At 42.0% G+C, this 21619-nt stretch carries 17 protein-coding genes and 1 pseudogene; 11 read left to right on the top strand and 7 right to left on the bottom strand.

All coding sequences use genetic code 11. From position 1 onward, the window contains the following. Nucleotides 1-30: 30 nt before the first annotated feature. From GSF04_RS22310 to GSF04_RS22290, 5 genes are all read right to left on the bottom strand, one after another. Entirely contained in the window at nt 31-3333 is a 3303-nt protein-coding gene (locus GSF04_RS22310) for a methyl-accepting chemotaxis protein (RefSeq protein WP_211858823.1), read from the bottom strand. Between the two features lie 142 nt (nt 3334-3475). Continuing rightward, the gene (locus GSF04_RS22305) at nt 3476-6814 is read right to left on the bottom strand and encodes an amidohydrolase family protein (protein WP_211858822.1); all 3339 of its coding nucleotides are present in this window, start codon (nt 6812-6814) and stop codon (nt 3476-3478) included. 132 nt (nt 6815-6946) lie between these two features. Further along, nucleotides 6947-9106: an ATP-binding protein gene (locus GSF04_RS22300; RefSeq protein WP_039493436.1), complete on the bottom strand. Its 2160-nt coding sequence runs from the start codon at nt 9104-9106 to the stop codon at nt 6947-6949. Between the two features lie 151 nt (nt 9107-9257). Beyond that, complete coding sequence (locus GSF04_RS22295; RefSeq protein WP_010376437.1) at nt 9258-9914, bottom strand: response regulator transcription factor; 657 nt, start codon at nt 9912-9914, stop codon at nt 9258-9260. Nucleotides 9915-10142: 228 nt separating this feature from the next. Next, nucleotides 10143-10514 (bottom strand): histidine triad nucleotide-binding protein, encoded by a 372-nt coding sequence (locus tag GSF04_RS22290; RefSeq protein WP_010376435.1) that lies wholly within the window; start codon nt 10512-10514, stop codon nt 10143-10145. 172 nt (nt 10515-10686) lie between these two features. Between GSF04_RS22290 and GSF04_RS22285 the strand changes: the two genes are divergently transcribed. Then, the gene (locus GSF04_RS22285) at nt 10687-11295 is read left to right on the top strand and encodes a DUF2057 domain-containing protein (protein ID WP_211858821.1); all 609 of its coding nucleotides are present in this window, start codon (nt 10687-10689) and stop codon (nt 11293-11295) included. 127 nt (nt 11296-11422) lie between these two features. Here GSF04_RS22285 and GSF04_RS22280 read toward each other — a convergent pair. Further along, nucleotides 11423-12382: pseudogene (locus tag GSF04_RS22280) on the bottom strand (integron integrase). 241 nt (nt 12383-12623) lie between these two features. Here GSF04_RS22280 and GSF04_RS22275 point away from each other — a divergent pair. The 10 genes from GSF04_RS22275 to GSF04_RS22230 all read left to right on the top strand — a co-directional run bounded on the left by GSF04_RS22275 (nt 12624) and on the right by GSF04_RS22230 (nt 20574). After that, a complete protein-coding gene (locus GSF04_RS22275; protein ID WP_211858820.1) occupies nt 12624-13169 on the top strand; it encodes a hypothetical protein in 546 nt (181 codons plus the stop codon). Nucleotides 13170-13284: 115 nt separating this feature from the next. Further along, nucleotides 13285-13818, top strand: coding sequence for a hypothetical protein (locus GSF04_RS22270; protein ID WP_152085820.1), 534 nt, complete (start codon nt 13285-13287; stop codon nt 13816-13818). A gap of 108 nt (nt 13819-13926) precedes the next feature. Beyond that, complete coding sequence (locus tag GSF04_RS22265) at nt 13927-14310, top strand: hypothetical protein (protein WP_211858819.1); 384 nt, start codon at nt 13927-13929, stop codon at nt 14308-14310. Nucleotides 14311-14421: 111 nt separating this feature from the next. Beyond that, nucleotides 14422-14916, top strand: a complete 495-nt coding sequence (locus GSF04_RS22260) for a hypothetical protein (protein ID WP_211858818.1) — start codon at nt 14422-14424, stop codon at nt 14914-14916. A gap of 134 nt (nt 14917-15050) precedes the next feature. Further along, nucleotides 15051-15386 carry a hypothetical protein gene (locus tag GSF04_RS22255; RefSeq protein ID WP_211860111.1) on the top strand — a complete coding sequence of 112 codons (336 nt, stop codon included), beginning with the start codon at nt 15051-15053 and terminating at the stop codon, nt 15384-15386. Between the two features lie 144 nt (nt 15387-15530). Continuing rightward, on the top strand, nt 15531-16415 hold the full coding sequence (locus GSF04_RS22250) for an alpha/beta hydrolase (RefSeq protein WP_211858817.1): 885 nt from the start codon (nt 15531-15533) through the stop codon (nt 16413-16415). Between the two features lie 218 nt (nt 16416-16633). Beyond that, entirely contained in the window at nt 16634-18172 is a 1539-nt protein-coding gene (locus GSF04_RS22245; protein WP_211858816.1) for a transposase, read from the top strand. Nucleotides 18173-18374: 202 nt separating this feature from the next. Continuing rightward, nucleotides 18375-18737, top strand: a complete 363-nt coding sequence (locus tag GSF04_RS22240; RefSeq protein WP_010606842.1) for a hypothetical protein — start codon at nt 18375-18377, stop codon at nt 18735-18737. 110 nt (nt 18738-18847) lie between these two features. Beyond that, a complete protein-coding gene (locus GSF04_RS22235; protein WP_211858815.1) occupies nt 18848-19804 on the top strand; it encodes a glycerophosphodiester phosphodiesterase family protein in 957 nt (318 codons plus the stop codon). Nucleotides 19805-19965: 161 nt separating this feature from the next. Next, nucleotides 19966-20574 carry a hypothetical protein gene (locus tag GSF04_RS22230; RefSeq protein WP_045987811.1) on the top strand — a complete coding sequence of 203 codons (609 nt, stop codon included), beginning with the start codon at nt 19966-19968 and terminating at the stop codon, nt 20572-20574. Between the two features lie 178 nt (nt 20575-20752). On the opposite strand, the gene speE is transcribed toward GSF04_RS22230, so the two are convergent. Next, the gene (gene speE, locus GSF04_RS22225) at nt 20753-21613 is read right to left on the bottom strand and encodes a polyamine aminopropyltransferase (RefSeq protein WP_010378188.1); all 861 of its coding nucleotides are present in this window, start codon (nt 21611-21613) and stop codon (nt 20753-20755) included. Nucleotides 21614-21619 lie beyond the last annotated feature (6 nt).

Raw genomic sequence — 21619 nt, 5'->3', positions numbered from 1 at the left:
CATGATTTAACTATCAAAGATCAACAGGTTCTAAGATGCATTATATTGATGCACAAGCAATTCACCTTCTCTGCCAGTGGCACTGTAATCATTCTTTGATAAACGGAAATAGCTCAACTGGGTACGCATTTCATGGGCTTGCTCAGCCATTTGCCTCGCCGCTGCCATCGTTTCTTCGGTAATTGCAGAGTTTTCTTGAATAAGATCCGTTAGCCTTTGCACCACCAAGTCCACTTCTTTAATGGCTTGTTGCTGCATTGAAGTCGACTCATTGATTTTAATGATGTTGTTATTTACATCACTCACGGCACCAACGATTTGTTGCAGCTTTTCACCGGAACTATTGGCAAGCTCAGTACCTTGCTCTACCTTCTGATTACTGTTAGAGATAATTTCTTTAATTTGCTTTGCTGAAGCGGCGCTACGCCCTGCCAGCTCTCGTACTTCGTTTGCAACGACAGCAAAGCCACGGCCATTTTCTCCCGCTCGTGCCGCTTCAACGGCAGCATTTAGTGCCAGCAGGTTGGTTTGAAACGCAAGTCCATCAATCACCGATACAATCTCATTAATGTCTTTACTGGCTTTGTTCACTTCAATTATTGCAGCTACGGTTTGGGCAGATAAACTGCCTCCTTCTTTGGCTATGTTTTCTGCGTTTGTTGCTAGTCCTACGGCATCACCAGATTGGTTTGAAACCTTAGTGAGTTCATCTAACATATTGCCGGTGCTGGCACTGGCTTCTTCTAAGTTTGCTGCTTGCTCTTCTGTGCGTTGGCTGATTTCGGTGTTACTTGCCGCTATTTCACCGGCACTTTGAGCAACATAATTTGCTGCGGCTTGGATCCCTTCGATTACACTGGTGAGTTTTTTAATTGTGGTATTGGTGTCATTCTGAAGAGACTTAAACACGCCAAAATATTCACCCTTTACTTGATTACTTAAGTCACCTTGAGCAACGTTAGCCAACACACTGCTGACTTCGGAGATAGCCCCAGAGACCTGTAAAGTCGAGTCATTTACATTCTCTTTAAGTTGTTGCAGTTGACCTTGTAGTGGCAACTCTATTTTTTGACTAAAGTCTCCTTCGGACATTGCGCCCATTACGCTGCCGAGTTCTTCAATGACTTGATTGAGGTTCTCGACCGAACGGTTAATATCACCTTTGAGATTATCGAGCTGACCAGACATCGCAGATTGAATGGTGCGGTCAAATCGACCATGGCTAATAGCCATCATCACCGTAGAGATTTCCGAGATAGCAACATCAACGGCGGTCACAGAAGCATTGATATTATCTTTAAGTTGCGCGAGCTGACCCGTTGCTGCTACGTCCACTTGTTGTTTAAAGTCGCCGTTGCTGACGCCAGCCATCACAGTGCCTATTTCTTTCATTACTCTGTCTAGGTTTGCCATGCTGGAGTTGATATCTTGTTTTAAGGTATCTAATTGGCCTGCGAGAGGGGCATCGAGTTGCGCAGAAAAGTCGCCTTGGCGTAGTGCAGACATAATCGTGCTGATACCGTCAATCGCACTGCTAAGGCTGCGTACGGAATTATTTACCGAATCTTTAAGTTGCGCTAATTTTCCTTTAGCGGGCACGGTGACTTGTTCCTTAAAGTTACCTTGCTCAATATTGGTCATCACATGAACAATACCGTTCATAGTCGAATTAATCGATGCCAAAGAATCGTTAATATTATTTTTGAGCTTTTCTAAATCGCCAGACATGGGGGCATTAAGTTTGGTATCGAAGCGACCATTTGCCATATCAATGGAAATTTCGTTGAGCTCAGAAATCGCTCGACTTAACGTATTGGCACAGTGGTTAGTGGCTTCTTTTAGGGTTTCAAGCTCGCCCCGACACGGTACTTTTATGCGGTCGTCAAACTTACCCGAGGCCATTTGATTCATGACTCGATTAGCCTCAGTGATAGAAAGCTGTAAGGCATCCAGTAGTGAATTAAATGCCTGTGCACTGTTGCCTATTTCATCGTGGCTACGAATGGGCGCTCGCAATGAAAAGTTGCCTTCTTGTTCAACTGATTTCATGGTTTCTACCAACTCGTGAACAGGTTTGGTAAGCGTTTTTGAGAACCAGTAGGCGACTATCAGTACTAACACTATAGTGACCGCTAAAATAATCATCAGGTATTGAGAGAGCGAGGTGATAGAAGCAAATGCTTCCGCTTCGTCAATTTCGGCAAGCAGTGCCCAACGGGTATTAAAGACTTCCACTGGTGTATAGGCAGACAACACGGCTTCGCCGTTGTAGTCTTCAATAACCTGTTGTCCAGATTGATTATTTAATGCTTGAGAGACTGCAAGCGTGGCTACCTTGCCGCGTTCAGGGTATCGAAATGAATTCACCACGGAATGATGTTGTGGATCTAAGAATGAGTCTGAACGCATCAGGCCCTCAGGGCCGACTAGGTAGGTTTCACCACTTTCTCCCAAGCCTTCTCGCTCGGTCATAATGGCATTGATGGCATCAATAGATAGCTGTGCAGCTACAATTGCAACGGTTTGGCCATTCACCACGATAGGTTTGGCAATAAAACTAGCGGGTGCATTATAGGAGGGGAGGTATTGTTTGTAGTCTGCGAAAGCGCTGATTGTCGGATCCGTTGAGTCCTTCAGTTCTCGATAAAGAGAAGCTAGATTACTATTGGCATAAGGACCCGATTCTAGTGACGTAGCAAAATCAACCTCTTTAAATACAGAATAGACAATATTTCCATTACTTGGGTCAATGATAAAGATATCGTAAAACTCATAAATGTCGGCGATATTAAGCATATATGGATGGTAACTGCGGTGAGCAAGGTCATAACTATCTAAGTGACCGGTTTCAATAAATTTGTATTTTTCACCAACTGGGTAGGGGTTGCTTGCTAAGTAACGTGCTTGCAGCGCAAGCCCAGACTCTGAAATGTTACCAATGAGCCTTGCTGTGCTCGTATCTTCGGGGTTTTCTTGATTGAATTTAGGTACGAACACTTCATCATAAAATCGAGATAATTTGGCATAGTTAATATCGGCCTGAGCGCTAGGAAAGCTAGTAATAAACTCTTGTGCAATCACAGGAAGCAATGGGTTTGCTGTAAAGGCATCGAGTTTATCCTCAACGGTCTTAAAGTAGCGATTAACCGCGCTTTTTTTGATCTCACTAACGGCACCAAGTTGTGAATATACTTGCGCTGTCATGGCATTCGATGCGGTATTAAGTGCGATGGAAATAATTACTATTAACGGCACGAGCGCGACGATTAGAAATGCAAAAATCAGCTTTTTAGTTAAATTAAGAGAGTTAAAAAATTGCGAAAACCCAGACATAACCTAATTCCCTGTTGCTATGGAAGTACCTATAACAGCATAGAACAGTATTGATTAAGATCTAGACAAAAAATAAAAAACCCGGCTATCTAGATAGCCGGGCTTGTAAACTTAACGTTTCACGCTTCAATCGTGCTACGTATTAGTGTTTCCAATGGTAGGTATGGGCCTTTTCTTCCATATACTCAGCAGTTGCTGGATGCATTTGGGTTTGCGCGCCATTTTCGAAGAAGAAAGGCTGACGTTTATTGTCATAGTTGCCGATTTCATTCATGGTTGCCGCATCGTAGACACGGCCATTGATCACGGTGTAGGCAACTTTCTCCGAATCACGGATGTTAGACAGCACATCACCATCTATGATGGCAAGATCGGCGAGTTTTCCTTGTTCAATCGTACCAAGGTCACGGTCCATACCTAGATATCTTGCACCGTCGATTGTACCGCTGCGAAGCGCCTGCCAAGGTGTAAACCCGCCTTGTGCCATAGACCATAATTCCCAATGTGCAGCTAGACCTTCACGCTGGCCGTGAGCACCAATGTGTACAGTCACACCCTTATCGCGAAGCTGTTTTGCGGTTTTGGCGACATTGATATGGTTATAGTGACGTTCAGGTGCTTTGCTTGGACGAATTGATCTTGGCTTTACCACATACTCAGGAACGAAGCTCATTAAGCGCTCGTTTTCCCATACATTTGTGTGTTGATACCAGTATTCTTCGCCAGAGATACCGCCATAGGCCACAACAAAAGTTGGCGTAAAACCAACGTTTGTTTGTCCCCACATTTGTTCGATATCAGAGTAAATATTCGGGATCGGCAGGGCATGTTCAACACCGGTATGACCATCGACTATCATGTTCATGTTGTGTTGGAATTTTGAACCACCTTCAGGCACAACCATGATTTCCATGTTCTTCGCCGCTTCCAATACTTGCTGACGTGTCTCACGGCGAGGGTGGTTGTAACTCTTCACTGAAATAGCGCCAGCGTCTTTTAGGCGTTTAACGTGGAACTCTGCGTCTTCAAGGTTACTGATTGGTGTTTTATAACCCGGCGCGTGGCCAGCATATAAAATACGTCCAACAGAATAGGTGCGTGGCGCGACCGTTAAACCCGTTCTTTGTAGTTCTGCCATAGAAAATACCTCGGCAGAGTTATTTGATGGATCATGGATAGTCGTCACACCAAAGCTAAGGTTAGAATACTGATTCCAGTTTTGCTGTGGCTGTAGGTTATAGCTACCGTAACTACCATGCGCGTGGGCATCGATAAGGCCTGGGATCACGGTTTTACCGCTAATATCCATTACTTTAGCTGTGCTAGGAACGTCTAGCTCACCTTGCTTACCGACTGCAACGATGCGATTCTCTTTGATTAGGATCACACCATTGTCGATGATTTCTTGTTCGTTCTCAGCGTTACGCATGGTCACTACTTTACCGCCAACTAGCGCAATCATACCTTCAGGTTTATCTGCTTTTTGCTCAAAACTCAAGTCGATGCCTTCAGCGGTTAGCTCGTCGGTGTTGTCAGATGCACCATCGACGAAAGCGAAAGTGTCAGTCAGTTTGCGCTGATAAAGTGTGGGACCAAATGCCCAAGTTAGCGCGCTGCTGTCTGCTTTCCAATTTAGGAAATCACCAGAGTACTTTGACACTTGCTTAACTGGGAAAGCTTTCTCACCCTTGTTAATGGATAAGGTTTTACCTGTACTGGTAAAAGGTGCAACAAACGTATTGAAATGCTCGATAAATGCAACGTATTGACCATTTGGAGAGACTTTAAAGTCAAAGACATAATCACCTTTGAAGTGGCTACGTTCTTCTTGACCATTGAGGTTAACACTTTTTAGTTCGCGATGTGTTTCATCACTCATGGTGGAGAAGTAAATGCGCTCAGAGTCGGCTCCAAAGTGCGGGTTGTCACCGCTTTTAATAATGCGTTTTGCTTCACCGCCGTTGGCATTAACTAGATAAATCCCTGGATGCATTGACCAGTCACCGCTTAGCAAGTAGCCACCAGTTACCTTTTTAAATAGCACGTTTTTGCCATTTGGTGAAAAGCTAGGTGATATATAGTGACCGGGTTCTTGGGTGATCACTTTACCTTTACCACCGTTTGCAGATACAACACGTATTGCGCCTAAGTCTTTATCACTCCAAGTTGTGTAAACAATAGACTTGCCATCGCGAGAATAGCTTGGGTAGAACTCAAAGTGGTCAGTTTGCTTAGTGAGGCGTTTTACTTTGCCTGACGCAATGTCTTTTACGTAAAGGTAGCCAAGCGCTTGGAATAGTGCAGTTTCACCATCAGGAGAAATTTGAGACCAGCGTGCAAGTTTGACTTTAAAGGTGTCAGGTGCGACATCTACCGCAAAGCGTAGTGCCGGTGTGATTTGTTTTTCAGCGACAACGCGAGTAGGGATGACGTTGACCTCGTGCGATGCAATATTGACGCGGTTGAATACCCCTTTCGCCCAAAAAACGAGGGATTTACCATCCGGCGTGTAAGCAAAAGAAGGCGTGTTGCCATGTGCGCCATTGGCTTCTTGTAAATCGCGATCAAGGCCAGCATAAACACGAGTTTCGACCCCAGAGTGTAGATCTTTAATATACAAAGCACCGATCATTTCATTGCCGTTATCTTCGCGTTTAACAAACGCAATAGATTTACCATCAGGACTGACAGTTGGACGAATAGCACCCCCAGCACCACGGATCACGGTCTCTTCTTCACCGGTTGCTAAATCCCAACTACGAATTTCGAAAACAGCGTCGAGCGAGTTTTTGTTATATTCCCAGCGCACGCCAGAGGTCGCATCAACTGAGTAATAGATTTTCTTGCCATCGTGAGAAAAAGCGGGTTCTGCAACGTTCTTTTGCGATTTTGCACCATGTAGACGCTCACGGACCAACACGCCTTTACCACCGCTGATGTGATACATACGAATAGAGCCACCTGGGATGGTACGCCCCGTTACTTGACCTTGCTTAACTGCAATGTATTGACCATCCGGCGACCATGCGGGGTTGTGAACAATATTATTCACTTCTTTTGACACCTGACGCAGGTTTTGGCCATCTACGTCCATCACCCACAGGTTATCGCCACCTGCGCGATCGGAGATAAATGCGATGTGTTTACCATCAGGCGAAAACTTAGGTTGAATGTTCCAGCCCATGTCGGATGTTAAGGCAGTTGCTTTACCACCGCCAATTGGCATGATGTAAAGGTCGCCAAGCATATCAAAGACGATGCTTTTACCATCAGGGCTAACATCTAAGTTACTCCATGTGGTTTCGTTGGTATCGATGGTGATGGTTTGCTTTTCACCTGGAGGGTTGAGCACATCCCAGCCTTTGGTTGACTTCTCTTCTGTTTGCGTGGCTGTAACGGCATCATCAGCGCTGGCTGGCTGAGCCAAACCGATCACAGCAGCACCAATAGCAATGGCTAATGGTGATTTAAAAAATGACATAGATGTTCCCTTAATTTTATAGTTATTGCCCAAGGCGAGCGGTTTGCCTCGGTTAAATTAGCGTTAATGTAAATGCTCACTAAGCATGAACAAGTTTTATTATGATGTCGAACAACATGCGTTTAATGACGCTTAACCCATTGCCTCTTTACGAACGAAGTGGAGATATGCCGCGAGACTGTCTTGCCATAGCGTCATGGCTTCTGTGAGCTCATCATGGCAAGATTTACCATCCAATAAACGGCGCTCTGCTTTTTTCAAGTTTGAGCCATAGCGATTAAATCCGAGTTGTAAGGCGGTGCTGGCTTGACGATGAAGCTGTCTGATGCATTGATCTTCGTCCTGCTCTAATAGCTGCTGAATATGGATGAGTTTATTACGAGCCGACAACACAAACTCGTTGTAAATCGAAGAGACTTCATCTTCACTAAATCCAGATTTTAGGGCGTTTACAGCCGTTTCATCGTATAGGATATCGGGCAATTCTACGCTGACATTGGCCTTTTTCGGAGACTGCGACTCACTAAGCGCTTGGCGTAATTTCTCTTGCTTTATCGGTTTGCCAACAATATCGCGAATGCCGAGTGCCAAGTATTCTTTTACCTCATCTGGACTGAGGCTGGCAGTAAAGGCTAGAAAAGGGGTTCGTTTGTTTTTATGCTCACAATTTTGTAGCTGCTTTAATACTTCTTGCCCGGAAAGATCGGGTAAGTTCATGTCTAACAACACCACATCGAAATGGTGCTGTATTAGCATCTCGATGGCGCTTTTACCATTGGTTGCCAATTTAACCTTATGCTCATCTTCTGCCATAAACTCAATAGCGATTTTTTGGTTGAGATCCAGGTCTTCTACCAACAGTACTTTCAGACCAGTGATACAATTATCGTGCTGCGGGCGCTGCTCCACTAAGCTCAGTTCACCAATGTTTAGCAGTAAATCAAAACTGAATGTACTGCCTTTGTTAAGCTCACTTTGAATATCTAGCTGTGAATTCAGACGGTTGAGTAGGCGACTGGTAATGGCAAGCCCCAAGCCTGTGCCACCCTTAACTTTACCCGCACTACTTTGCACGTATGGCTCGGTCAGTTTATTAATATCTTCACTATCAATACCTGGCCCTGAGTCCGTGATACTAAAGCGCACTTTATGCTCAATTTGTTGGTCTTTTAAAATCTCAACTTTGAGCTTTACTTCCCCTTTATCAGTGAACTTAATAGCATTACCAACGAGGTTGATAAGAATTTGTCTCAGCTTTTGTTGGTCAAAGTAATAGCACACCTGATCGGGCAGCTCGTACACCAATTCAAAGTGCAGCTTCTTTTGCTCCGCAAGCGGGCTTAACAATAAGCAAAGGTTTTGTAGCCAACTTCTAAGCTCAACGTCCTCTTCGTACAAGGCTTCATCACTTTGCTCCAAACTGGCGTAGTCTAGTACTTTATCAATCAGTAAGTTTAGCGATTCAGCAGAGTTTACGATGGCCTCACAGTAGGCCTTGTTGCGACTATCTCTGGTGCGTCCCAGTACGAGTTGGGCGCTGCCTAAGATGCCGTTAAGCGGAGTCCGTATCTCATGACTGATCGTTGATAAAAACATACCGCGTAGCTCAAGGTCTTGTTGAGCCTTCAATGCTAATTTATTAAGGTTTTGTTCTCTTTGCTCGTTACATAACAGCGCCATACCTGTTGCATAAAAAATAGGTGCAAGAACGCCATTGAAGAAAATAGTGATGGTAAACCAGTTCTCTTTGAACAGCGTGAAATGCGTTACTTCTCCCATTAATAGGGTTCTGCCGGTAAATATCACCAATATAATAAGTAAAATGGTGATATAGACTATGCTGCCGTTAGGGTATTTATTTCGTGCAAAGCGGCTAAAGAAATAGAGCAGGAGTGTCGCTTCAGCTAAGTGTTGTAAGTCCGAGATAAGGATCCTATCTCTCAAGTTTGGAGAGAAAATACTGCTGTACATCAACAAAATGAAGAGCCCAGCAGTAACGCCGAGAAACACTTTAAAAGATGGGCCTTTAACCCCTAAAAATTGCCTTATCGCCATGCAGTGGATAATGGAAGCCGCAAACAGCAAGGTATTAGCAATGGGAATAGTTTCCCAGTTGTCAAAATAGCCGTGTAATGCAAAGGAAGAAATCGCACAGAGCAAAACCAGAGGGTAAAAAATATAGAGCAGCGTTCCGGGTGTGCTTTTATTTGCTCGCCACGTTAAAAAGGTAAGGAGCGCCATCATTGCTGTCATGACGAGACTAGTTAGGTAGAGGGTTTTTGGGTCGAGCATGTACCTAAGGCTGCTTTCAGTTGCGAAAAACTTAGCATAGAGGTATTCGCCAAGGCAGTAAAGCCTGTATGACGCAGAAGCCTCGATATCGCGATGTCAGCGCTGTCTTTCCCCCACTGACTTGCGTCAGCAGGTTAAAGACAGATGAAGCTTAGCGGATCTCGTCAGGAATATTCTGCTGAGCCCACGAAAGGAGTTCGATACGGTTACGACATTTGGTTTTACGAAATGCACTGTACAAATGCGTTTTCACCGTATGTGGACTGATATTTAGCTCTTCAGCGATCTCTTTGTTTTTCGCACCCTTACTCATCAGCGCGATAATTGCTTTTTCTCGCTTAGTGAGTTTCACAGGTTCGATATCACCTTCGGTTAGTTTATGTAATGCATCTTTATTAAATTGCAGCATGCGATTTAACACATTACACATCACGTCACGGCGATACCACAGTTGATCTTCAAGCAACAAACGGATCCCTTTCATTAGCACGTCGGCATTATCTGTCGTGTAGAAGACACCACGAATCCCGCTTAGCAGCGCACGATTGGCCAGCTCTGGGTTTTCATCTAAGTTGAATAGTACGATATCGCATTTGACTTTGAGGTTGACTAGTTGTTCTTTTAATTTACCCCAAGAATCGTTCACTGCGGTTTCGATGAAAAGTAATCGAGTGCCTTCAGGCACATCTGAGATATCAGTTCCAGTCGTAACATCCAACCCTTGGGTTTTTAACAAAGGTTGTAACACATTGATACCAATGGTGTTAACCGGTTCTTTATCTAATAACAAAAAAGCACTACTGCTCATTTTAGGACACACTCTAATTTTTCCGATTTCTCAATGCTAACATGGGATTCAGACCTTTTGTATTAGAATTTTTAGTACAAGATAGAGAAATCCGCTATATAACAAAGTGAAATAATAAATCGAAATTATGTACAGAATATGTATTGAAATGTAATTTGTTGAAATAAGTAAGCTTTTAGCATTTTCTGTTAATAACTTACTTATTTACATTGCTTAACAGAGAATAATCTAAACTGGTACTTTTTTCGTATTTTGATAAGGCGGCCAGCCCATTTCTTTTCCAGCTAATACATGTAGATGAAGGTGATATACGGTTTGACCACCGTGATCATTACAGTTCATCACTACACGATAACCATCTTCTGCAAAGCCGTGCTCTTTCGCTAGTTTGGCTGCAACAACATACAAATGACCAACAAGATGAGCATTTTCTTCCGTCACGTCATTGATAGTCGCAATTGCTGTTTTAGGAATAACTAAGACGTGAAATGGCGCTTGTGGATTAATGTCTCTAAACGCGAGTGCTTGTTCATCTTCGTAAACGATGTCTGCTGGGATCTCTCGATTAATAATTTTGGTAAAAATAGTTTCTGAACTCATGGTCCTTCCTTATCTGTATATTGAATTGCTCTAGCATAGCTAACTCTCAAGGAGACTCAATAGATTTGATGCGTTATCCCGCTGCGCATCAATTAAAAGGGTAGAGATATAAGCAGGTATGCAGTAATCTCATCAAGGTATAATGATTTGGTACTCACGAAGGAGTGAATAGATGCGCTTAAAATATACGCTTGCGACCGCTGTTTTACTGTTGTCACCGCTTTCACAGGCCGCGTTGCTAAGTTTTCCTGAAGAAATTATTCCCTTGCAAGTTGATGATAAAACCATTGAACACTCATTCTTCTCCAAAGTGCGAGAGTTGGACTTAGCAAAAGGAGAGTATGCGGTCAAAATGCGTTACACCGATTTGTATGAAGTGGGCTATGACGACCACGAAACCATAGAGTCGAAGCCATTCTGGGCGAAAGTAAGTATCGATCAAGACGGCGAGTATCAGGTTGAATTTAACCGACCTGACAATGTGGTTGCGGCAAAGGCATTTGCAGATCAGCCGTTGATTATGTTGCAAGCACCCAATGAATCGTTAGCGACAACACTGGTGGTGACGCAAGAAAGACCAAGAGTAACGACAACGATAGCAAGTGAGCCTTCAACACCCACTGCACCACGTTATTCAACGCCAAGTACTACCACACGAGCCGTAACGCCAGCGGCGCCTAAGTCAGCACACCCAGATGTGGTTGGCATGTTGGACTATTGGTGGCAACAAGCAACCCCAGAACAAAAACGGTTGTTTTTGGAAAAAATAAAGGGTAATTAAGCCCTTTATCTGAATACGTCTTAATGTGATCTGTTAGTCTTTATTAACGGAGCTCAATCAAATTGGACCGTTGTGTATGTGCCGGAAACGAACCCGCAGGCGTAACTCGTTTCTGGCCCAAAAAAAGCTAGAAAATTTTGCTCAAAGGGCTAACAACACAGTTTGCGCCTTGCTGTAAAACATGAGTATATATTTGCGTTGTCTTCACATCGGAATGACCAAGTTGAGCTTGCACGGTTCTGATATCTGCACCACTTTGTAGTAAATGAATGTCTAAAAGTGTGGGGCGTTATAGGTTTTGTTATTTGTGCTTTTTTGGCTGCCTCTTTAACCGCTTTACGTACTCCTGTTTGATGAAAATGATGTCGGCGGATCTCGCCAGTTTCAGGATCAGCACTTAACTTATATGAGGGAAATAGATACTGCCAAGCAATTGACTTATTAGCGCTAGGATATTTTCTTGCTAGTGCGTTTGGCATCCAAACACCAGCATAATATTCGTTCTGGGAATCTAATTTTAAGTATTCATTAACCTGAGCAATTTGATTTCTTAGCAAAGGTATAAGTTCAGTGGCAAGTGTAACTACCCGATGTTTATTCCCTTTTCCATTCCAGATCCGAATGCACTTGTAGTCAAAGTCAATGTCCTGAACTCGTAGTTGAACGGCTTCCATTACACGTAAGCCGCTACCATACATTAAACCTGAAATTAAATAATATCGTTTACTTAAAACGACATGAGGCGTTTAACCTCATCGGGGGTCATAACAATTGGCAACTTAGATTGGCGCTTGCTTCTGACAAACGTTAAATTAGGACACAAATTCTGTTTAATTACTTGCTTATACAGAAAAGATAATGCATTTAACGCTGTCGCTTGTGTTTTAGGCGACACATTACGTTTAAATACAAGGCAGTCGAGATATTCGACAACCTCGTTATCGCCCATTGAAGCTGGGTGACGCTTATCATGAAAATGAATATAGGAAGAAATCCACTTAAGATATGTATCAACGGTTCTGAGCGAATATTGCTTAGTCAGCATAAACTCTGCGATGTGGTTTAAAAATGGTGAACGAGTTCTCATTGAGCTAGCCCTAATTTGGCTGTGTTTATATACAGTATTGTTGTGTTTCTCCTATAGTCAAGAAAACGACTCATTGGGTCGTTTTTATCCTTTTTATAGCTTCTATAATGATTAAAAATATATCTGTAGCAACAAGTTAGTTATTGTGATAAAGCTGGTACAATGAGAATAATGACCCATGACTCGTTAGAAAAACGACCCATTGGGTCGATATTAAATTGTTAGTTACCAAAGGAAGCATATGCTAAATCTGCGAGTATTATTTTTAGCCTTTGCACTGACTGGCTTTAGTGTTGAAGCCATTGAAAAGGATAATCAATTGAATCAAGAGCAATATGTTCCACCTAAAATGCCTGAATACCCTAAGTCATATGATGATGTAATGATCACTTTGGCTCCTCATTATCAGGCAGAGCAACCATTAGATTACTTCTTTGAACTCTATATCATTAGCGTGTTGGAAAAATTGCCAAATGAAACTGAAGCTGCCCTTCAAGAGTTTAATCGGAAACACCCAAGCTTTTTCGAATCAACTAATGGAGATTGGAGGGTTTACGTTAAACAGCAACTTCACTTATCAAATACAATTGACGTGGCAATTTGGGATCTATGGATTCGTAATTCCGCCAATGCTAAAAATAACGGTTGGGAATACCACCCATGGCATTTTGCTCAGAATTTTCTTGAAAACTATTTTGCTGAAGGTAGCAAAATAGATATCTGGGAAGGTAACTCGGTCGAGATAGCAAAACAAAAAATTGCCAAGTTCCGTGAAAATGGTAACTAACAAGGCCGTTAAACCAAGGACACAAAACAGCAGGCTTGTGCTCCTTCGTCGCCAATTTTAGCCTGCTATTTTGTGCCGTTTACGGCAAGCGTTATGAACCTATCAGGAGATAAGTGTGAAATTTAAGGCATTGGTAGTTATATTCTCGTTTCTTGCACTAACAGGGTGTGCTGCCACTTCATTATCAGAACAATCTTTTGGCACAAAGCTTCCGAAATATAAGAATACTACAAACCAAAATTTTGCGACTATAGAATTTAGCGCGGATAAAAAATATGAGACTGAGGAAGGTGTTCCTTTTAACGGTGAGCCTATTGTCTGCACGAATTCAGGGCTAAAAACAACCTTCAACGAAACTGAACGAAATACAATAATTAAAGTAGCAGCTAATGAGCCTATTACATTGACTTCAATCATAAAGTGGCACAATTCAGGCTGGGAAAAATCATGCTGGCCTTTTGTAAGCTTTACTCCTGAGCTTGGTGGTAATTATGTTGTAGTAAATGAGCGGATCGGTGGTAAAGGAATTTCTGCATTATGGACAGGCGTCGCTTTTCAATCTTGTAAGGTTTCAGTATATAAATTGGAGAATGACTTACCAATCGCAATTGAGGTTAAAGAAGTTAAACCAACTGGATGCGGTTCATAACAAAGTTGTTAACGCGGACAAAAATTAGTTGGCTTTGTTCGTGCCTCACAAATTTTAGCCAACTATTTTTAGCCAGTTACAACGGCGTTATAAGCCCTCGGAGGTTCGGTGACAAATAAAATGCTTAGGCAAAAATTAGCATTTGCGAGTTTATCTCCAGTAGTGGTGCCAGGGTTTATCTTTTACACCTCAGTTCACGGCTATTATGAAAAGGTTTTTGTGTTCAGCTTAATATTATTAGCGGGTATTTATCTCTTTAATAAATACTATAAATTTTTTGTTAAAGCTGATGGTTTTATTAAAAGGTTCATTTGGTCATTTGTTCTAGTTAACACATCGATGGTAATCATGACTTTTGCTCCAGAGGCAAAAAATGCTTTTGCGGGAGCTGCATTATTTCTATATACGCCATCGATGATTATTGCCATCAATATGCTAACTGGTAGTAAAGTGGCTCATAAAGTAGCAATGCATTGTAAAAAGGGCTTATAACAAGGCCATTATGGTAGTTGGACGCAAAATGCTTGGCTTGCGCTCCTTCGTCGCTAATTTTAGCCAAGCATTTGTGTGCCCCATATGGCGGCGTTATGTGCCTTTTAAGTTATGAACAAAACCTTAGCTTTATTAATAGTATTTAGCTTCAAAGCATTTTCTAACGATCTCCCTAATTGCTCAGAAACAGACGTGCTTGGGGGAAAGTTATTTGAGTTTGAAATTACCACTTCTTTTCATGGGAGTTATTTCTTCAAATTCTGCTCGGGTGAAGAGAGTTATTTATTGTCAGAATACATTGAACCTGTTTCAACCAACGGGCCATTGAAAACAACTATAAAGCATGAATCAACAGCAAAGTTAGATTCCGGCACAGTCATCTACTTGAAAGACTTGTATCGAATAGTTCAAGCTACCTTAAGGGAAGACAATACAAGAGGATTGGATGGTTCAACTTGGTGTTTTAAGCCTAAAAATGGTGCTGGGTATTCAAAAGCATGCCTGTGGGAACCTAGAGCTTCGACACAGGAAAGAAACTTAGAGAATTTTGTTAACTTAGGCAATAAACTTTATGAAATATCTAATTTCAAAAGCCTAGGAAAATAGGCATATAACAAGGCAAATTAAAAAGTGCGGACAAAAAACAGTTGGCTTTGTTCGTACCTCACAAAATTATAGCCAACTATTTTTTGCCGTTTATTTGCGGCGTTAGCTGTACAAGGAAAACCTGAGTAGTGGAAATGTTCGCAGAAATTATCAAAAATATGTATGGGATATCACTGGCTGAATTCGCTGTGATGATAGTAGATACTTTTACTTATCTAATTGCTCTTTTCATAGTACTTTTCGCATTTGTTAAGCTTGATAAAGTTACAAAAAGTAAGCATGCCAAAGGAGTTAAAATCTCTATTGTTGCTACAATTTTCTCTTCGTTTGTAGCAAGTTCAATTGCAGAGAGTTCTGAAGAGCTTGGCTTAATTGAGGTTTTCGTATTTCTTATCCCCTCTATTTTCACACTATTAACGGCAGTTTGTTTTTATAGGTTTGCTAAAGAAGTTCTAGTGAAGTACAGCTAACAAAGCCGTTAAACCAAGGACACAAAACTGCAGGCTTGTGCTCCTTTGTCGCCAATTTTAGCCTGCTATTTTGTGCCGTTCACGGCAAGCGTTAGGTTGCTTTCATTCTGCCTACGTAAACAACTCGGTCAACATAGGGAAGCCATGAAAATTTCAAGTCTAGTCATAACCATGATGTGCCTCAGTATATTTACCGTAAATACTTCTGCGAAAGAAGTTCAAATTGATGACAATCTCACCATTCATTATGAGCAGTCAGGAAGCGGTGACACCACAATAATTTTCATCCCAGGCTGGATGATGTCATCGGAGGTTTTCGAGCATCAATTGGCCCACTTCAAAGAATCGACCAAATATACAGCGGTGGCGTTTGATCCTCGGGGGCAAGGAAAATCATCAAAACCCGTTGAAGGCCATACTTATCAACAGCATGCTCGCGACCTTGCTCAATTCATCAAGAAACTAGATTTGAAAAATGTAATTTTGGCGGGATGGTCTTACGGGGTAACAGAGCAATTGGCGTATCTGAATCAGTTTGGTGCCGATAAAATCAAAGCCATGATTATGATCGATACTGGCCCAGATATAGCCGGCGCAACATATGACGAATGGGTCTGGTACCTTAACGATGATTCAGATGGTTATTCGAGGTCATTCACTGAAGGTATTATCGAGGATCGTGAAAACGTAATAAGAGAATTCGTTAAATGGATGTTAGAGAATCCATCACCAGAGAATGTTGCTTGGCTATCTAAAATCGCCAGCAACACATCCAGTAGTGTCGCGTCGATTCAAAACGCGACTGGATTCTATCTTGATTATAGCGCCGACCTTCTCGCCCTAGACGGGAAAATGCCGTTGTTATACATCGTCCGCGAAGAAAAGAAGAAAGTTGCGGAAAAATGGATAAAATCTAACACTCCCTCTGCTACAGCTGTTTACATGGGCAAGCATATGATGTTTTGGGAAAGACCAAATGAGTTTAACAAGGCACTTGATGAATTTCTCTCAAGTATCGAAAGCAAATAGCGGCTACCGCAGCAACCTAACAAGGCCATGCACAGGATGTCAAAAAGCTATGTTCGTTTCACTCACTACACTTTTTGACACCTGTGATGGCGACGTTGAGGCTGTAGAATTACTCTTTTCAGGTACTGGAGTGTTGGTTTTGGATTGACTATTTCTTAACCTTGAATCGAGTTGGTTACTGTGATCTAATAGCTATTATTCACCCACGGTAATCTGTTATGGCCAACTATAAGCCAGACTTATCCCGCCAAAATAAATTCATTCCAATCAATTTCGCTGAGCAAATTTTGCCGGGAACCTTTGAATATGCGCTTTGTTATATAGTCGAAAATAAGCTTGACTTGTCGGGCTTTGACGCTTGGTATAACAACGACAAAACAGGCGCTGCGGCGTATCCGCCCGCGGTGATGTTAAAGGTTATTTTACTGGGCTATGCACATGGTTTAATCAGTAGTCGGCGAATTGCTAAAGCGTGTGAAACAAACATTTTATTTATGAGTGTGTCGGGTGATATTCAGCCGCATTACACATCAATAGCGGGTTTTGTGGCTAAAATGCACGAACAGATTGAACCGCTATTTACGCAAGTGCTGATGATATGTGATGAAGAAGGCTTGATAGGACGCAACATGTTTGCCATTGATGGGTGCAAATTGAAGTCCAACGCAAGTAAAGAGTGGAGCGGTACATTCGATGAGCTAGGCCGTAAAAAAGCCAAATTAGAACGCGCAAGCAAACGCATAATTGAGCGCCATCAAGCGCAAGATGGCTTAAGTGAAGAGCTGGTCACTCAAGACTTAAAGCAAAAAGAAAAGCTAGATAAAAGTGCAGATAAAATCACCGCGTTCTTAGCTACTCACGAAGAGAAAACAGGCAGTAAAGGTAAGCCGGTTAAAAGTAATATTACCGACCCAGACAGCGCGAAAATGACCACGTCAAAAGGCACAATTCAAGGCTATAACGGGATAGCGATAAACGATGAGAAACATCAAATTATACTACAAGCACAGGCATGGGGCTCGGTGGGCGAGCAACAAACACTGCAGCCAGCCGTTGAGCAATTAAAACGACAACTTGAAAAACTGAACAGTGATAAATTCTCTCACAAACAGGCCATTAAATTTACCGCAGACAGTGGATTTAATAGTGAAGCGAACCTTGAATTCATGGCGCAAAGTGGCTTTGATACTTACATAGCTGATAACCAATTTAGAAAACGCAACCCACTGTTTAAAGAGAGCGAAACCTACGAAACAGAGCAAGAAAAGCGCCGATTAAAACGCAGTAAATGCAAGCCACGCTTATTTACCTCAGACGACTTCCATTATGATGAAGCAACACAAACCTGCCACTGCCCCGCAGGGAACGAGATGTGGCGAAGCGGTATCAATGTAAAAAGCTACAACCAAGAATACACGCGATTCTGTGGTTACTTAAAAGATTGCAAAGTATGCCCACTACAACAGCAGTGCATGCGAAAGCCACCGATAAAAACAGGCCGACAAGTACAGTTTAAGAGTGATGAGTCTCGCAAAAAAATCAGTTACATCGACAAAATGAAAGTAAAAATAGACAGCCCAATAGGACGACGACAATACAGCAAACGACTTGGTTGTATCGAACCAGTATTCGGCAACATCACGGTGAATAAAGGGATAAATAAGCTCACATTACGCGGCCAAGTAAAAGTCAATGCTCAATGGCAGCTATACTGCCTTGTTCACAATATCGAAAAGTTACGAGAAAGGGTGTCGTAAGCTAAGAACAACCTGACCTAACAGCTCCGAAACGCCTCTCAAACCACAACAAACCAGCTTAAAAAACGCCCTAAAATAACAACTCACACCCAACTAAACGATTGAATCAAAATAGGAACTCAGTTATCGTTTGTTGATTACAAAAGCAAATTTGAAACGAGTTATTCTACAGGCTCGTTAGATGAATAGTAGGTAACGATTTATGTCAGACAACGAATTACCTTTAGAACGTAAGCAAGAAGAGGAAGGTTACAGGCTGCTTTATGATGTTATGAAGCACCTGACAACTATAAGCACGGGTACGCTAGTGATATTAGTTTCCTTTTTAACTAAAGTGTTTTCGCAGCCAGAATGGGTATATCTAATTCCAGTAGTGATGGTGTCATTCCTTATTTCAATCGTCTCCAGTCTATTTTCCATGCTTTATATTAGTGATGCTATTCAAAAAGTTGAGATGAATGAAAATACTAAGACTTATGCTCAGAATTCCTATTTAGTAGCTGGTGGATCATTTATCATGGGCATCATCATGCTAATTGTTTTTGCAACAAAAAATTTGATTTAAAAACATCTAACAAGCGCATGTTGCCAGACTGATTTTCCGCTGCGCTCCAAATTGTCCGGTGTTGCGGGCGTTAGCTTTCATCGACCATCTATCAAGGATTCAGGTAATAAATGTTTATAAAAATAGTTAAGACGTTTTTGATCGCACTGTTTTGCATAATCACACTAGGAGTTGTTAACGCTTATGTGTTCGTTCCTGACCTTCAGCGACATGGCGAGATCGTGGCCTATCGAGGAGGGGGAAGCGCAGTTAATTATGAAAAATTAAAGAAAACTGGCTGTACCGCCCTTTCAATAAAAGCATCAAACATCAATTCTGTTGAGAACACACTAGAAGCAGTGGCTTCTTCCGTTGCAGCCGGAGCGAACGTAATTCATCTAAATGTTCACAGAACTCGTGATGATCAACTGGTTGTTTTTCATGACTGGACGTTAGATTGTGCTACAAACGGGTCTGGGCCGGTACATAAAGCATCATTTGAGCAGTTGAAAAGTATTGATGCAGGATATGGATATACGTTCGATGATGGTGCGACTTTTCCATTTAGAGGAAAAGGTTTTGGGATCTCTAAGTTAGAGGCGTTTTATAAACGGTATCCAAAGCATGAGTTTTGGTTAAACCTAAAGGATAACGACATACGTTCATTCGAAACTTTATATGAGTATCTATCTGGAAAAAAATCTAGCCATATTGTAATTACCTCTTCAAAAGGTATGGAGTGGTTTCGAAACAAGGATTCATCTTTACGGTTAGCAAGTGTTGGTAGTGTAAAGAGTTGCGGAATAAATTATCTTTTAGTTGGATGGGCGGGATTAGTTCCTGAGTCCTGTAGGAACACCATTCTTTTTATACCTCCCTCGATGACAAAGTATTTTTGGGGCTATCCTGAACGCCTAGCATCAAGATTACAAAGCTATGGTTCGGATGTTTATCTATGGTCTCGACATGAATCGATCACCCAATCCTACGATGACGTTGTCGCATCGGGTATTGGAGTTATTACTAGTGATCTTGATTTTATTCGTGCAACACAAGCTAACAAACGCGTCAATCAGGACGCTCGCTAGCTCGCGCTTATTACGCGGGCGTTTTAGGCTAATAGGCAATACATCTGATATAAGCGTTCATAGAACTTCAAAATTTAAAAATAGAACTTCTAAGTGCTTTACAGGGCGAAAGGCTTCATCTATAGTTCTCTTGTACTTCAATGAACCAAAAGAGAACTCCTATGAACGCATATATATTACGTTGTAAACCACACGGCTTTAACCGTGAACAAGAATTTCTTGATGGGCGCATCAGCATAGGCTGGCCTTGTGGCACTTCTTTAGCTAACAAATCTCGTGAAGAAGTTGCTAAAACTCTGGCTGGAAGATATGCAGACTTATCAGAAATTTCGGTTTCTATGGTGAATTTGTTTGTAGATATGCCTGCAAACTCAATTGTATTAACACCTTCAATTTCAAATAAAGCACTGATACATATTTTTAAAACAACGAGTGTGTATCAATATGACTCTGATGCTGACCGAGAAGATGTTGGTAATCCACACTATGTAACTGTCGAGTTATTGAAAACAGTTTCTCGCGCAGATTTACCGCCAGCGGTAATACGTTCTTTATCTGGTGCTCGAAAGACCTTATCTCAGATATCTCAGCACTATGATTTGTTAGACGATTACATCGTGTCTGGCTTTGAAGCAGAGTCGGCTCCTGAAGTCACGTGTTCAGGAAATAAAGCAGAAGCGTTGAATGTTCTCTATGAGCTATTAGCTAGTGAAAACGAAACAATTCGTTTAAATGCTGCAATTGCTATCCTAAACAATGAGAAAAATTAGCCTAACAAAGCCATTAAACCAAGGACCTAAAACGTTTTTATCCAAAAACGAGCTAGAGCGAACGTCTATTGTTCGCTCATAACTGCAGGTCAGGTGAAGTATTAACCTAATCATCAAGGCTGTAGAGTCAGATATGAGCCACTACACTTTAACAATTAAGTTTATATTTTGATTCGGCCTACTTTTCGAAAGCACGCTTCATAAAGTTAGGTGTTGCTAATGCACCCTTATGAATACCTGTGTTGTAGTACTCAGTGTCAAATGTTGCGTTATCGACGTCTTGCTCGCGGAATCCGGCAAACTTTTGATCTTTACGCGCCATTGTTGCTGACCACAGGCCGCTTGGGTAGATTGGTTGTGGGAAAGGCAGGGTTTGCAGATCAACAAAGCCTACTTCCAACATTGCATCGCGCATTTCTAGTAGCAATGGCATGTGCATCAGAGGTGATTCACTTTGCTGGATCATGATACCACCAGTGCGAAGCGCTGCTAAGCAGCTCTTGTAGAATGCGTGGTTGAATAAACCTTCACCAGGGCCAACAGGATCGGTGCCATCAACGATGATAACGTCGATAGACTCTGCTTCGGCTTCACGCATATATTTGATGCCATCATCAAACATCACAGTTGCGCGAGGATCGTTATTAGACTCACAAAGCTCAGGGAAGTATTTCAAAGACATTTGCGTCACAACTTCGTCGATATCAATCTGAGTTACTTTTTCAACGCCAGGGTGCTTTAATACTTCACGCAATGTGCCACAGTCGCCGCCGCCAATGATCACAACATTTTTAGGTGCAGGGTGTGAGAATAGCGCTGGGTGACTCATCATTTCGTGATAGAAAAAGTTTTCACGCGTGCTCACCATAGTGCAACCGTCAATGATCATCAGGTTACCAAAATCCGTCGTTTCAAACATTTCTACTTTTTGAAATGGTGATTGGATTTCGTCTAATTTTTTGTTGACTCTAAGTGAAAAAGCGCTGCCATCGCGGTCGCTAATTTCTGTAAACCAACGGTTTGCTTCTAAGTTTGCCATGATTGT

The organism is Pseudoalteromonas sp. A22 (genome assembly GCF_018141345.1).
Taxonomy (GTDB): domain Bacteria; phylum Pseudomonadota; class Gammaproteobacteria; order Enterobacterales; family Alteromonadaceae; genus Pseudoalteromonas; species Pseudoalteromonas maricaloris.
Note: the sequence above shows the minus strand (reverse complement) of the source record. Positions and strands in the feature narration are given on the sequence as shown.